Below are 13,741 nucleotides of genomic sequence, written 5' to 3'. Positions count from 1 at the left end.
CAGCGTCCGCAACTTGAAAGCGTCCGAATAGAACTTCTGGTCCTTGATCGAGAAAGGCAAATAGAGGCCGACCTCCCACCAATCGGTGACGCCGTAGGCGAACTCCGGCGTGCCGTTGATTGCGCCGTTGGAGATGAGACCTCCCGGAAGAGGCGGCTCCTTCACCCCGAGCGGGGAGTAGTTGAGATGCTGCTGAAAAGTGAACTGGCCAACTGCAGCGATCCCGGCATTGTAGACCTGAATTTCGTCGGCGGCCCTCGCTGACTGACCGATCAAGCTCAAGACTATGGTTGTGGCTAGCGCGGTTCGTTGTACCGGGATTCTGCCAGCCATCTCGCTCTCCGCCACGGTTTCAAGAATTTCCGTACAGCGCCTTTCTTGTAGACGAGCATCCAATGCCCATCGACCGCAAGTTCTGTGACGACCGCTCAGCCCAAAATGGACTCCGCTCGACTGACGCTTACGCGATGGGCGCTAGTTGAGAAGCATTCTCAACGCCAACGGTGGAAGTCTGCTCATGTGCTCAGTGCTCAGCAAGGAAGGATTCCTCCACTTCGAATACTGATAACGCTCGGAGAAAGCGCTTCTCCCGTCACCATCTTTGGCCGGCAGTTCAGCTCCATTGCGCGTAGCGCCGGGCTTAGCTCGATGCGGCCATGGAGAACGCTTGGATTGGCAAGCTATTCGACGAGGGCTTCGAAGCTCCAGCTCGCGGCTGAAACTGTCGGCTTCAGGCTGAGCCGGGCCACGATCTGCTCGAGAACCGTGTCGCTTTGGGCGTGGCGAAGCCGGTGGCTGCACCGGCGTGCAGGGGGTGGCCAGAGCCCGCCAGTAGGCCGACCGCCGCCGAACACCAGAGCGTCGCGGCCGTGTTCAAGCCTGTGACATGCAAACTCTCTCTGAAGATGATGCCGTCACCAAGGAAGCCGATTCTGGATACGACCTGGGCCGCAACGCGCGTGGCGCTTGCCTTTCCTGGGATAAGGCTCGCGAAGACGACGAAACTAGCGGCCCCGATCGCGACCGCGTGTTGGTGCGGAGACCAGCCATTCGCTGACGGCGTTGGCGCGCGAAGCCAATACCAGCCACGAGCAGTGTTGCAACCGCCAGATTAATCAGTGTCTATTCAATCGATGCCACTTGGTCGCTCTCTCACCCGGCGTGAACGATGCCGCTTCTCATGTCGTTCCGCCCAGACCCTTCCAGGTAAGGGACAGGCGCAATGCATCGGTAGCGGGGGATATTTGCATCTCGCGGATACAGGCGCATGACGGCGGCGAAACTTCAGCAACGCCAACCCGGCGACACGATCAACCGCCTCTCAGCGGCCTGCGCGGGTGACCCGGTCGTTCACGCGCCGGCCGTCGCGAGCTGAAAGATCCGTGCCAGCACGAGACCACCGGCAATCACGAGGTAGCTTCGCAAGATGATCATCCATACGCGGCTGAGCGTGCTGAGCCGCGCCGGGGGCAGTTCGGCAAGCGGCGGCATCCGCCAGTTGTCATAGACGTCAATCTTTTGCCTCGCCGGGTTGTGCGGGGCGAGGGTGGGGGGGCGAGAAAGCTCCAGCAGCTTTATGCCGGCCGTGAGCACGATACCCAGAAGGCTGCCACCGACCAGGATTCCAACGATCCATTGCTCGCCCATATCCGGAAACATTACCGAGGCTGTGAGGATGATCGACAGCATCACCAGCGCCGCCACAACGGCTCCCGTGAAGAGGTTGAGCATCCGTGAATTCGCCCAGGGCCCAAGTACCGCCTTGTCATTGCACAAGAGAAGCAGAAACACCGTCGCGCTCGGCAACAACACGCCAGCCAACGTCTGCACTGCATTGGTCAGCAGGCCGAGCGGCGTTCCCGGCGTTAGCACAAGTGCAGCGGCCAGAACGATCAGCGCGAAGTAAACGCCGTAAAAGCCTTTTGCATCGGACGGCTTGCGATGCAGTGAGTGCTTCAAGGAGAATACGTCGCCAATCGCGTAAGCGGTGGATAGCGAGACGGCGGCGGCTCCTACAATGCTGGCATCAAGCAGAGCGAGCGAGAACAGCACCGCCGGCAGCCGACCAGCGTACCTTTCCAGTCCCACGGCCGTCCCAAGCGCATCAGTATAGTTGCCGAACTCTGGTCGTCCAGCGAAGATACAGGCCGAGAAGCTGATCATTGCCACGGCGCCGAGGACGACCAGCGCAATGCCGAGGCAAAGGTCCCAGCGCTCGTAATGAATGAAGCGCGGCGTAATCCGCTTGTCGATGATATAGCTCTGCTGAAAAAACAGCTGCCAGGGCGCGATCGTGGTCCCAACGATCGCAATGATCAGCAGCATCACCTCGCTGACATTGCTATCCGTTGGAAGTTTCGGCACCAGGAAATCGGCCGCAATCTGCTCCACGGGCGGATGCACCATGAGAACGACGGGCACCAGCAGCAGACTGCCGAACACCAGGAAGATGGCGATGCGTTCGAAACCGCGGAAATTCCCGGTACTTACAGCGAGCATCACGATCAGGGCAGAAGCCAGCACACCCCAGAACTGCGGCAAGCCGAGATAGCGCAGCGCCAGGCTGATCCCGATGAACTCGGTCACCAGGGTCAGCGCATTGAGCAGGAACAGGTCGATCACGCTGAACGCGCCCCAGAACCGGCCGAAGCGTTCGAAGATCAACCGTGCGTGGCCGACCCCGGTCACCGCGCCCAGCCGAACGACCATCTCCTGGTTCACATAGAGCACCGGGATCAGCAGCATCAGCGTCCACAGGAGCGTCGTGCCGTAGTTCTGGCCGGCCTGGGTGTAGGTGCCGAACGCGCCGGCATCATTGTCTCCCACCATGACGATCAGGCCCGGTCCGAGGATCGCGACCAGCGTCTTCCATCGTGCCCAGATGCCCTTCCGCGGCCCATGATCGTGGTGCCGGATAGTGCCGAGCGCCCCGTGGATATCGCCAATGTGGGCCTCGTCCAGCACGGCGGCCCGGCTGACCTCTTGGTGGATTGGATTGATCATGTTCATAGCGCACCTCTACGACCCAATACCGGCTCTCCGGCTAGACGGCGATTTGCTCGAGCGCAGTCATTTGACCCATGCCCGGAACGAGCGGAGGACTGACCCATGGCGGCGGCCAGTCTTGATTGCCGTTCGGCTGGTCGTCAGCCGCTGCTGGTTCCCACCAGCACTCCAGTCGCCCATCGGGGGCGGGAACCCAATGACATGCCAGCGGCCGATGGGGACGCAGGCGTCGGCCCTCCGGGTGGCGAAATCCCGGCCGATCGTCATTGGACTGGATTGGCTGAGAACAGACCGGTTCGCTCAGCAGCCCCTTCAGCCACGGCACGACATCCCGGATCTGTGCGAGTCTTTCGAACATCGCTCACCTCCACTTCCGCGTTCAGCGGCAGGTCGGTGAGGATGAGGCAGCGCTAGGCGCGACCAGCAGCTCTCACGCGGCCGCAGCCGACGCGATCGATTTTCAATTTCTGCGGCATCACGCGCCCCAAAGCCGCGGAGCGGGTCATGCCAGAGATGCTACTGCCCATGTTCCTTCTGGAGCCTCTCGACCCCACTCAGATTGTCTTCAGGTTCTCAATGCGGTTGGAAACCAATGGTTTCACCCCGCAGATCGGCCGTACGCCCGTTTTCGAAACCAGTCAAGCTGATTCACCTATCCTCCATGGAGGATAGGCTTGATCCTCCCCGGTGGATGGAAGAGATGCGGGCTCTCAACCACAGGGTTCGTCTGCTGACTGTGATTGTGTCGATCTCGGGCTCTGGATTGGTCCGGAATGTGGAGCCGGCCAGCGAGAGAGTTCACGCTCGATATTGGTTCGAAGAATGTCGGCCGCGTCTTACCCGGCAGCGTCTACTCGGTAAGTTGCTCCGCACGTCCTCAGTCTCATCACAGGTATTTTGAAATGAGCTTGAAATCCCTCAGGGCAACATGGCCCTTCAGCCCGTGCGCTTTGAAGGACCGCTCGAGGCTCTGGCTGATGTGGTCATGAATCAAGGCTTTCTTCGCGCTCCCGATGGCGCTCTCGACCGCCTGCAGCTGCTGGGCGATCTCCGTGCAAGGCCGATCATTCTCGACCATTTCGATGATTGTTTCGAGGTGGCCATTGGCGCGCTTGAGACGGCGCGCGATAGCCCAGTGCGGGTGATCCGGCATCTGAGTCTCCTGCAAGCAAAATACCAGTGATCCTCCTGGGAGGATAGGGCCGGCGCGCCTGCGGGGCCATTGGCTCCTTCGATGCTAATCGCTTAACATGGCATAGGGGGGTACCCTATGTGTTTCGCCATGACACACACCATCAGAGAAAAGAAGAAGCTCATCGCTCGGGTCGGTCGGATCCGGGGACAGGTCGAAGCGATCGAGCGGGCATTGGCGGAAGAAGCAGGGTGCGACCGCATCATGCATATGATCGCCGGCGTTCGTGGGAGTGTCGCGGGCCTGATGGCGGAGGTCGTCGAGGACCACATCCGCACCCATCTTGTTGACCCACAGAAGAACCCCGGTGCGCTCAACAGCCAGGCCGCGGATGAACTGATCGAAGTCGTCCATACCTATTTGAAGTGAGGCATGTCATGCCGGAAGCCAGCTCACTACTTCAGTTCGAGCCGCACGAACACGTCTTCCTGGGCGCCGATCATGAGCGCGCCGAACGCCGGACCTAGGCTGTCATCATCCTTTGCAGCGCCATGATGATCGTCGAGATCGTCGGCGGCGCCCTGTTCGGCTCCCTAGCCCTGATTGCCGACGGATTGCACATGTCGACACATGCCGGCGCGTTGCTTCTGGCTGCGCTGGCCTACACTTTTGCACGCAGATACGCATACGATCGCAGTTTCACGTTCGGCACCGGCAAGTTTGGCGATCTGGCAGGCTACAGCAGCGCCATCGTGCTCGCGATGATCGCGCTCCTGATCGGCTACGAGGCCATTGACCGTTTCCTGAATCCGCTTCCGATCCACTTCCGTGAGGCGATCCCGATCGCTGTTGTCGGCCTTGCAGTCAACGTCGCGAGCGCATGGCTGCTGTCCGGCGGGCATGATCACGCTCATGGCCACAGCCACGGTCACGGTCATGCCCATAACAGTCATGATCATGATGACGAGCCGCGCCGAATCGAGTTGGGCGGGAACGCCTACCAAATCGAAGTCTTCGAAAAAGATGTACCGCCGCGCTTTCGCATCAGAACGGCTACGCATGTCCTGCCGAATGCCTCAGCCTTGACGATCGAGACCGTCAGGCCGGATGGCCGGCACCAGCTCTTTTCATTCGAAAGCAGGGCGAGTTCCTGGAGTCGCGCGACGAAATTCCCGAACCGCATGCCTTTCTAGTGAAGGTCCGTCTTGCGCAGCACGGCCAGCAATACGAGAGTGAGATGGGACTCGAGGAGCACAGTCACGACGCCGGTCACGGCGCGCACTACCGCGACAACAACATGCGAGCCGCGGTCGTCCATGTGATGGCGGATGCCGCCGTTTCGGTTCTCGTCATTGCCGGCTTGTTGCTGGCCCGCGCGTTCGGCTGGCTCTGGATGGACCCACTCGCCGGTTTGATCGGCGCACTGGTCATCGCAAACTGGTCGGTCGGGTTGCTACGCGATACTGGTGGCATCCTGCCCGATCGCACGCCCGATACGCGCATTATCGAGAAAGTGCGAACGATCGTGGAAAGCGAAGGCGACCACGTCACCGATCTGCACCTCTGGCGTCTTGGGCCGGGACATCTCGGCGCCATTATCTCGGTCGCAACCACAACAGCGCGTGACTCAGCGCATTACCGGCGGAGACTGGTCAAGCTCACCGATTTGTCGCATGTCACTGTCGAGGTCCAGCATCCGCAGTCTTCATACGGCTGAAGCCTTACCACCGGCGTACGGCTGAAGCCTTACCACCGGCCAGCTGCCATCCGGGGGCTGGTCGGGTGCGAAAGCAAGCAGCAGGCGCGCGTTCATGCAGCGCATTCATCATCTTTGGTCCGTTGGACGCAATTCATTGCTACCAGCGACCGCCGTCATCCTGACCATTGCGATCTTCATCCTCGATACCGTGACGGACCTCGAGATAGCCGTATGTGATCGTGATCCTGCTTTCGGTTCGCTTTTGCCAAAGGCGCGGTGTGTTGCTGTTCGGCGGAACGTGCGTTGTGCTGACGGTGGTTAGCTTGCTGTTGACGCGATCGGGATCCCCTTATTCGGGTAGCATTAACGGCGCAATCAGCATCGCGGCAATCGCGGCGACAACCTACCTCGTCCTCAAGATCGAATCGGCACAAGCGGCAACCTACGCGGCGCGTGCGCAGCTTGCCCATATCGCGAGGGTCACGACGCTCGGTGAACTAACGGCGTCGATCGCTCACGAGGTCAATCAGCCACTCACTGCTGTGGTCACAAACGGCAATGCCGGCCTGCGGTGGCTTGCTGCCGCCCCTCCCAATATCGCAGAGGCCAAGCAGGTGATCGGACGAATCGTTAATGAGGCAAAGCGGGCCAGCGAAATTATCGGTCGGGTCAGACATCTTGCAAGGAGAGCGCCTGCGGCTCCGGACTGGTTCGACATCAACGAGACTGTGCTCGCAACCATCCCTCCGGTGCAAAATCAGCTGAAAGCTGATCGCATCCTGCTGCAGACCGAACTTGGAACGGACCTGCCCGCCGTTCATTGCGATCAGGTCCAGTTGCAGCAAGTCTTGCTTAATCTGCTGGTCAACGCGATCGAGTCGCTGGCAAAGGTCGGATACGAATGCAGAGAACTGCGGCTGGCGACGAGCAGAGGCCGGGGCGGTGTCGTGGTGGCGGTACGAGATACCGGTGCTGGCCTGGGTGCGGAGCTTGACCAGGTGTTCAACGCTTTCTACACGACAAAGCCTGACGGGCTTGGAATGGGGCTCTCAATAGCGCGATCCATCATTGAAGCTCATGGCGGGCGTATCTGGGCGGAGGTCAATGCTCCGCGCGGCGCAACAATTCAATTTCTTCTTCCTGTTTCGCCGAAGCGATATTCTTCCGTTCTGGAGAAACAGGACGTTGTCGAATCACGGCCTCAGTCATCGTGAGTTAAGGCCATGCAGGACGATTCGATCGTGTTTGTGATCGACGATGAACAGGCCATTCGGGAGGCCCTGGACAGTCTCTTCCGCTCAGCGGGAGTACGGGCCATGTCTTTCGCTTCCGTCGCCGACTTCCTCGGTAGCGAGCGCCCCGATGCTCCAGCCTGCCTTGTGCTGGACGTGCGCCTGCCCGGATTGAACGGCTTGGATTTCCATGGCGAGATGGACGAGCTTGGCATCCGCGTACCCGTCGTTTTCATAACCGCTCATGGTGATGTGCCGATGTCCGTGCGCGCGATGCGGGCTGGTGCGGTCGATTTCCTGATCAAGCCCTTCCAAGATCAGGAGCTGCTGGACGCCGTTCGCGTAGGATTTGCGAGAGATCGCCTGCGGCGAGCGAGCCTGGCCGCCATGGCGACATTGAAGGAGCGATATGAATCTCTGACGATGCGTGAGAAAGAGATTCTTTGGCTGGTTGTCGCTGGGCAACAGAATAAGCAGATTGCGGCCCGGCTCGGCTTGAGCGTAATCACGGTCAAGCTCCATCGAGGACAGCTGATGCGGAAGATGCAGGCGCGGTCATTGATTGATCTCGTCAGAAAGACCGATATTCTGTCGCGCACGATCGATCGAGGGGCGATCCACTAGAACGAGTTGCGGGGCTCACTCACAGCCTGTGCGGACATTCAGCGCAGCGACGTTCAGCCGGTCTGGCTGTGCCGGGAGAGCCACATCACGTGATCTCGTGAGGGTGGCTATACCCCGGTATAGTCGTGTTCTTTCGTTACATCGGTAGGTTTGCGGCAGGTGCGAACGCGGCGACCGCGCCCCTGCTTTCGGACTGCTGGAAGCAGCAGTGACGGACGACGCCCGGATTGGTGTTCGATATTCAAATGGCCTTCGGACAAGCAGCCTTTAGGCGACCCGGGCACGATCGGCTCTTGCGTCCAGCGCAAGAGCGGCGATTTGCCTTTGTTGCCAAATCTAGATGTGGCCCCGATGGGTAGACCGTGATCGGAGCGGCCATCAGATTGGGCCGACGTTGGATAGCAGTTGGCGCATTCCGCCTGGCGAGCATGAGCTTGCGCTTCGCGATCATCCTGCATCGGCAGCACAAGATTTCACATAACTGTCTTCGGACTGTCTTATCCGGAACGCGGTGGATGGAACGGCTTGGGGGCACGCTCGCTTTGGGCCATCGGCGAAGGCACCCGAAAAGAGGACAGGATTCTTGAAGTGAGCACATCGATCGATCAGGCCGCGATCTGCCTCGGTAGCGCCACGTTGATGGGGGCGTGCATCGGATTCGAACGTCAGTGGCGTCAGCGAATGGCGGGCTTGCGCACCAATACCTTGGTCGCAATCGGCGCGGCGAGCTTTGTGATCTTCGAGGGCCTGTTCCCTGATGACGGAAGTCCTACACGCGTGGCTGCGCAGGTCGTTTCCGGCATCGGCTTCCTGGGGGCGGGCATCATCTTTCGCGAGGGGCTTCAGGTCAGCGGCCTCAACACCGCCGCGACCTTATGGTGCTCGGCCGCGGTAGGATTGCTGGCAGGAAGTGGCCATCCGCAGCATGCGGCACTGGCGACCGGCTTTGTCGTTCTGGTCAATCTGACCTTGAGGCCGCTGGTCCGTCTCATCAATCGACAGCCGATCTCGCAAGCTGAAACGGACCTGCAATATCGCATCCGGGTTGTCTGCAGCAATCCGGAAGAGGCGCACGTGCGGGCCCTGCTTCTGCACAGCACAAGCAACGCCCAGCTCAGCCTACGGCAGCTTGACAGCACCTTGAGGAGGGCGGACGCGTCGAAGTCATTGCGCAGCTCACCGCCCACGCGAACAGTGATGCGGTGCTTGAACAGATTGTAGGCCGTCTCAGTCTTGAATCGACCGTTTCGGCGGCGAGCTGGAGCGTTGGGCCAATGCTGGAATAGGAGCCGCCAAAATGTAACAGCCCCAGTACGAATTGGTGCGTGTCGAACCGCTGATGAAGTCGAATTTTGGCGAGCAGTTGATCGGCGACTCTCTTGGCCGACGGCGGCGATATCTTCCGCCCTTCTGGGCTCCGAATTCGCGATGGGCGACGGATTTCTCATCCGCGCCGGTCATCTGACATCGGCAGGACCGCGGCACATGTGTGTTTGGGAATCACGGATACGTCCCCGACCGCAGCCACCAACGAGATCGCCGTCAGTGGCGCTGGGCACGGAAACGTGGGGTGCCGTAGCTGCCATTCCGACCGTCACCACACTCTGGAAGGCTTGCCTGGTTTGAAACGATCCGGCGGCCTGGCTAGAGGAGCATCGCACGGACGCTAACGCCGCCACTAACACCAGAAAGCTGACACGGCACATTGAAGTTCCTGCAAAGCAGAGTTCCGTCAGCCGTACACGGTCGGAGACAAAAATGACCTTATTGCGTTCGTGTCGCAAAACAGATTCGGAAATGGCGCGGCAACCTTTTGCCTCCCACCAAAACGACGCTCTTGTTCCGGATGCACGATGGGCCACGTCGACGGCTTTGCGCGATCCGCCGCCGCTTGCAGGATTTCGAACGGTCGTGTCGGGCGGACGCGATCCGACCAGTTCACCCTGCGGAAGCCCCACAGCCTCTGGCGAAAGGTGCGCAACTCGCTTCTCCGGCAGCCTGGCGTGCACGTCACTCGCCGATGCCATTTCATCGTGAAGCGATGGCTGGTCGTCGCAATTGCGAGCGGTTCTGCGTGAACTGCATCGGAAACTGCTTTCCTTGTTGGGCGAAGCTGCGGAATTGGGCTGTTTATATGGGCGTCAGCTGGTCGAGCGGCTCGGCGTCATGGAAAAGGGGCAATTGAATATGTTTGCGCGGGAGAAGTCTCGCTACAGCTGCAGTCGCAACCGCTCACGCGCGTTGGTCGGTGTCGGGATTGGCCTCATGCTGGCCTTCGCTGATTCCGCAGTCGCAGCGGATCTGCCGGCCCAGGCGCCGGCGCCCTACACGTCGACGGCCTATGATTGGACCGGCTGGTATATCGGCGCCCATGCAGGGGTGATCAGGGGTTCTTCGAACTGGACCGCGACACCGCTCGGTCCGGCTGGGCCCCCGGTCGCTGGGTCGTTCGATCTTCCCTTCAATTTCGATTTCATGGCCGGGACAGGCAGCTACGTTGCGGGCCTGCAGGGCGGCTACAATTACGTGTTGCCGTCGCGATGGATGTTGGGCGTGGAAGGCGACGTCAGCTTCCCGAACTCGGACGTGGTGATGCCCTATTCGGTGAAGGGCAGCCAAACTGTGGCCTCGCCATCGATTGGCCAGGTGACTTATGGTGAGGCTGCCATCCATTACGGCAGCGTCCGTGGCCGCGTCGGCTATGCGTTCGATAGCTTGCTCCTTTACGGAACGGGCGGCTTCGCATGGACCTATAATCAGGTGACGAGGAGCCAGGATGCCACTCCTCTGGTTGGCGGCTTTGCCGCGCCGGGGACCGTCGAAACGGCGCTGCTGTGGCGGCTCGGATGGGTCGCAGGCATCGGGATGGAGATTCCCATCGCTGGCAATTGGTCGGCCAAGGCGGAATTTCTGGAAACCGGATTTGGACGCAAGGGCGCCTTCTTCGCAGCCTCCGTAGACACGTTTCAATCCGACCTTGCCATGCAGAGCATCCGGCTCGGATTGAATTACAAGATCGGCGATATCAATCCCGTACTGGAGCTTATAACCAAGACCCCGTCGGCGCTTGAGACGGATCGCTTCGCTTTCCACGCCCAGTCGACCTTGCTCGAACAATACACGCCGCCATTCCGGTCGCCCTATGTCGGCACCAATAGTCTAAATCCGAACCAGGGTCGCGAGACCTTCGACGTGACGCTCTATGCCGGAATGCGCCTCTGGGACGGTGCCGAAGTCTGGATCAACCCGGAAATCGATCAAGGCTTCGGTTTGAGCAGTTCGGTCGGCGCGGCAGGGTTCCCGAGCGGCGAAGCTTACAAGGTCGGGGCGAGCTATCCCTATACGCGTCTGCATCGGGCGTTTTTCAGGCAGACAATCGACCTCGGCGGCGACACGCAAAAGGTCGACGGCGTCTTCAACCAGTTCTCGGGGTCGCAGACGTCGGACAGGCTGGTGATTACGGCCGGTAAAATTGGCGTGGTCGATATCTTCGATACCAACAAATATGCCCACGATCCCCGCGGCGATTTCATGAACTGGTCGGTGGTCGACACCAGCAGTTCGACTATGCGGCGGATGCCTGGGGCTATACCGTCGGCGGCGCGATTGAATGGTACACCGGCCCTTGGACCTTCCGCGGTGGCATGTTCGATCTGTCAATCGCGCCCAACACGACTTCGCTGGATTCTCGGTTCGGACAATTCCAGTGGGACGGCGAAATCGAACGGCGCTACTCCGTTTTCGGACAGCCGGGCAAGGTGGCGATCACCGGATTCCTGACCCGCGGCGGGAGAGGACGCGATCCAGCTGGCGGCCATCACGGGAGCGCCTGCCGACATCGCCGCCGTGCGCAAGTACCAGAGCCGCGGCGGCATCAGCATGAATCTCGAGCAGCAGCTCATGGACAATGTCGGCTTCTTCGCACGCGCCGGCTGGGCCGACGGCCATAAGGAGCCCTACGAGTTCACCGACATCGATCACACCGTTGCTGCCGGGTTCTCGCTTTCCGGGAAGCTGTGGGGACGCGATGACGACGTCTTCGGCATTGCCGGCGTCGTCAACGGCATCTCCAACGTGCACCAGGCCTTCCTGAATGCAGGCGGGCTCGGCATCCTGGTTGGTGATGGCCAGCTGCCTCATCCCGGCGACGAAGGGATTCTGGAAACCTATTACAGCTTTCCCTGGTTTGCATCGAAGATCACGCTGGACTATCAGCTGATCGTCAATCCTGCTTATAACCGCGATCGCGGCCCGGCTTCGGTGTTCGGCGTGCGCGTGCATTCGCAATACTAGGTTGGGGGCTATCCGATGACGTTGCAGGATCTTCGCATCGCCATGCTGGCGCGCGCCACGGCCCAACATCCGGGACGTGGTGGCCCTGATTCTCGTGATCGGCGCCCTGGTGCTGATCGTGTATGGCGGCGAGCAGACCACGCTGCCGCTGTCGGCGCTGGATACCGCTCCGGTATCGCTCGAACCGTTCAATTTGCCGGTCTATGCCCTGCGAACCACGATGCGGATGCTGCTGGCGATTGTCTGCTCGACCATCTTCACCTTTATTTACGCGGCCATCGCCGCAAAAAGCCGGCGCGCCGAGATGGTGCTGGTTCCGATCCTGGACATTCTGCAATCAGTGCCGATCCTCGGTTTCCTCACCTTCACGGTTGTCTTCTTCCTTAATCTATTTCCGGGGAAGGTGTTGGGGGCCGAACTCGCGTGCGTGTTCGCGATCTTTACGAGCCAAGCCTGGAACATGACGTTCAGCATGTACCAGTCGATGCGCAATGTGCCGAAGGACCTGGACGAAGCCTCGCAGAGCTTCCACCTGAGCGGCTGGCAGCGCTTCTGGCGGCTGGACGTGCCTTTCGCGATGCCCGGCCTGATCTGGAACGCCATGATGTCGATGTCGGGCGGTTGGTTCTTCGTCGTGGCGTCGGAGGCAATCACTGTCGGCAACACCACCGTCACGCTGCCCGGCGTCGGCTCCTACGTGGCGATGGCGATCGAGAAACGTGACCTCATTGCGATCGGCTACGCTATCTTGACCATGTTGCTCGTCATCATCGCCTATGACCAGCTCCTGTTCCGCCCGATCGTGGCGTGGGCCGACAAGTTCCGCTTCGAGCAGACGGCGTCCGGTGACGCGCCAATATCCTGGATGCTCGACCTGTTTCGCCGCACCCGCGCACTGCGTGCGCTCACCCAACCGTTCGCGGGGCTGAACCGCGCGTTCTCGAACCTGAATATCGAATGGCCCAACGGCCTTCGACCGTCCATCAAGAACCGGCCGCCCTCGCGCGTGGTCGATGCGCTGTGGTTCGCCGTGATCGGGATCGGCACCGGGTACGCGGCATTCAAGATCTATACCTATCTCTCAGTCACCCTGGGGCCTTCAGACGTTTATGACGCGATCGGGGATGGCTTGATCACACTGTTGCGGGTGGTCGTGCTGATCGCGCTCGCCACGTTGATCTGGGTGCCGGTGGGCGTCTGGATTGGGCTTCGCCCGAAACTCGCCGAGCCCGTGCAGCCGCTGGTGCAATTCCTGGCGGCGCTCCCGGCCAACCTTGCCTTTCCCATTATTGTCGTGATCATCGTGCGCTACGGGCTCAACTCCGATGTCTGGCTCAGCCCGCTGATGATCCTGGGCACGCAGTGGTACATCCTGTTCAACGTCATCGCCGGCGCCAGCGCCTTCCCAACTGACTTGCGCGAGGCCGCCGGCAGCTTCCATCTCAAGGGATGGCGTTGGTGGATCAAGGTCATTCTGCCGGGCATCTTTCCGTATTACATCACCGGCGCCATCACCGCTTCGGGCGGCTCCTGGAACGCCTCAATCGTTGCCGAAGTCGCAAGCTGGGGCGACACTCATCTATCCGCAAAGGGGCTCGGTGCCTACATCGCCAAGGCGACAGAAGCCGGCGACTTCCCGCGTGTGGTACTTGGGATCGCCATCATGTGCATCTTGGTGACGCTATTCAACCGGCTGCTCTGGCGACCGCTATGCTTTTGGCGAACGCCGTCTTCGCCTCGGGTGACAGGAGAAAG

At 60.4% G+C, this 13,741-nt stretch carries 8 protein-coding genes and 5 pseudogenes; 9 read left to right on the top strand and 4 right to left on the bottom strand.

The window, feature by feature from the left end; translation table 11 throughout:
* The 4 genes and pseudogenes from JOZ76_RS11540 to JOZ76_RS11525 form a co-directional block, all read right to left on the bottom strand.
* Positions 1 to 282, bottom strand: a pseudogene (locus tag JOZ76_RS11540) (hypothetical protein); the annotation flags it as partial.
* Positions 283 to 784: 502 nt separating this feature from the next.
* A pseudogene (locus JOZ76_RS11535) lies at positions 785 to 1,119 on the bottom strand (MgtC/SapB family protein); the annotation flags it as partial.
* Between the two features lie 231 nt (positions 1,120 to 1,350).
* A complete protein-coding gene (locus JOZ76_RS11530; RefSeq protein ID WP_291698753.1) occupies positions 1,351 to 3,009 on the bottom strand; it encodes an NRAMP family divalent metal transporter in 1,659 nt (552 codons plus the stop codon).
* Positions 3,010 to 3,892: 883 nt separating this feature from the next.
* Positions 3,893 to 4,159, bottom strand: coding sequence for a metal-sensing transcriptional repressor (locus JOZ76_RS11525; protein ID WP_291698752.1), 267 nt, complete (start codon positions 4,157 to 4,159; stop codon positions 3,893 to 3,895).
* Positions 4,160 to 4,288: 129 nt separating this feature from the next.
* Here JOZ76_RS11525 and JOZ76_RS11520 point away from each other — a divergent pair, with 129 nt between their 5' ends.
* The 9 genes and pseudogenes from JOZ76_RS11520 (at position 4,289) to JOZ76_RS11480 (ending at position 13,731) form a co-directional block, all read left to right on the top strand.
* Positions 4,289 to 4,567, top strand: coding sequence for a metal/formaldehyde-sensitive transcriptional repressor (locus JOZ76_RS11520; RefSeq protein WP_291698751.1), 279 nt, complete (start codon positions 4,289 to 4,291; stop codon positions 4,565 to 4,567).
* A gap of 8 nt (positions 4,568 to 4,575) precedes the next feature.
* Positions 4,576 to 5,097 (top strand): annotated as a pseudogene (gene dmeF, locus JOZ76_RS11515) (CDF family Co(II)/Ni(II) efflux transporter DmeF); the annotation flags it as partial.
* Positions 5,098 to 5,375: 278 nt separating this feature from the next.
* Complete coding sequence (locus JOZ76_RS11510) at positions 5,376 to 5,855, top strand: cation diffusion facilitator family transporter (RefSeq protein ID WP_291698750.1); 480 nt, start codon at positions 5,376 to 5,378, stop codon at positions 5,853 to 5,855.
* A gap of 215 nt (positions 5,856 to 6,070) precedes the next feature.
* Positions 6,071 to 7,051, top strand: a complete 981-nt coding sequence (locus JOZ76_RS11505) for a sensor histidine kinase (protein WP_291698749.1) — start codon at positions 6,071 to 6,073, stop codon at positions 7,049 to 7,051.
* 9 nt (positions 7,052 to 7,060) lie between these two features.
* Positions 7,061 to 7,693, top strand: a complete 633-nt coding sequence (locus JOZ76_RS11500; protein WP_291698748.1) for a response regulator transcription factor — start codon at positions 7,061 to 7,063, stop codon at positions 7,691 to 7,693.
* Positions 7,694 to 8,332: 639 nt separating this feature from the next.
* Positions 8,333 to 8,979 (top strand): annotated as a pseudogene (locus JOZ76_RS11495) (MgtC/SapB family protein).
* A gap of 979 nt (positions 8,980 to 9,958) precedes the next feature.
* A complete protein-coding gene (locus JOZ76_RS11490; protein ID WP_291698746.1) occupies positions 9,959 to 11,473 on the top strand; it encodes a carbohydrate porin in 1,515 nt (504 codons plus the stop codon).
* A 21-nt stretch (positions 11,474 to 11,494) separates the two neighbouring features.
* Entirely contained in the window at positions 11,495 to 11,986 is a 492-nt protein-coding gene (locus JOZ76_RS11485) for a carbohydrate porin (protein ID WP_366938563.1), read from the top strand.
* A gap of 15 nt (positions 11,987 to 12,001) precedes the next feature.
* Positions 12,002 to 13,731 (top strand): annotated as a pseudogene (locus tag JOZ76_RS11480) (ABC transporter permease).
* Positions 13,732 to 13,741 lie beyond the last annotated feature (10 nt).

Source organism: Bradyrhizobium sp. (assembly GCF_019244115.1).
GTDB lineage: Bacteria > Pseudomonadota > Alphaproteobacteria > Rhizobiales > Xanthobacteraceae > Bradyrhizobium.
The sequence above is the reverse complement of the archived record's forward strand: the minus strand, read 5'-3'. Positions and strand labels throughout refer to the sequence as shown.